At 36.9% G+C, this 1,210-nt stretch carries 1 protein-coding gene; it reads right to left on the bottom strand.

Annotated features, from left to right (window positions below):
- The gene (gene tuf / locus COL3_RS26600) at positions 1–1,194 is read right to left on the bottom strand and encodes an elongation factor Tu (protein WP_008426562.1); all 1,194 of its coding nucleotides are present in this window, start codon (positions 1,192–1,194) and stop codon (positions 1–3) included.
- Positions 1,195–1,210 lie beyond the last annotated feature (16 nt).

Below are 1,210 nucleotides of genomic sequence, written 5' to 3' on the forward strand. Positions count from 1 at the left end.
TTATTCTACTATGCTAGTAACAACTCCAGAACCTACAGTTCTTCCACCTTCTCTGATAGCGAATCTTAATCCTTCATCCATTGCGATTGGAGTGATTAATTCAACATTCATGTCGATGTGATCTCCAGGCATTACCATTTCCATTCCGTCTGGTAATTTGATTGATCCTGTAACGTCTGTTGTTCTGAAATAGAATTGTGGTCTATATCCATCGAAGAATGGAGTATGTCTTCCACCTTCTTCTTTCTTAAGTACGTATACTTGACCTACAAATTTTGTATGAGGGTGTACTGAATTTGGTTTTGATAAAACTTGACCTCTTTCAATATCAGTTCTTTGTACTCCTCTTAATAATGCTCCTATATTATCTCCAGCTTGCGCTTCGTCTAGTAACTTTCTGAACATTTCTATTCCTGTTACTACAACTTTCTTCTTTTCTTCACTTAATCCTACGATTTCTATTTCATCACCTACGTGAAGTACTCCAGTTTCAACTCTTCCTGTTGCAACTGTTCCTCTACCAGTGATTGTAAATACATCTTCTACTGGCATTAAGAATGGCTTATCTGTTGCTCTTTCTGGTGTTGGAATATAGCTATCTACAGCTGCCATTAAATCCATGATACATTTATTTGCTTCATCATCAGTTGGATTTTCTAATGCTTTTAATGCTGATCCTGTTATTACTGGAATATCATCTCCTGGGAAGTCATATTCACTTAATAATTCTCTAACTTCCATTTCTACTAATTCTAATAATTCTGGATCGTCTACCATATCAGCTTTGTTTAAGAATACTACTATGTATTCTATACCAACTCTTGATCCTAATAGTATATGTTCTCTTGTTTGTGGCATTGGACCGTCTGCTGCTGATACAACTAAGATTGCTCCATCCATTTGTGCTGCTCCTGTTATCATGTTCTTAACATAGTCAGCATGCCCTGGACAGTCAACGTGAGCATAGTGTCTGCTTTCTGTTTGATATTCAACGTGCGCTGTATTGATTGTGATTCCTCTTTCTTTTTCTTCTGGAGCCTTATCAATATCTGCATAGTTAAACGCTTCTGCAAATCCTTTATTTGCTAATACAGTTGTGATCGCTGCTGTTAATGTTGTCTTACCGTGGTCTACGTGACCTATTGTTCCAATATTAACGTGTGGCTTACTTCTTTCATACTTTGCTTTTGCCATTATAATTTTCCTCCCT

The organism is Clostridium sp. LS (assembly GCF_002760435.1).
Taxonomy (GTDB): Bacteria; Bacillota; Clostridia; order Clostridiales; family Clostridiaceae; genus Clostridium.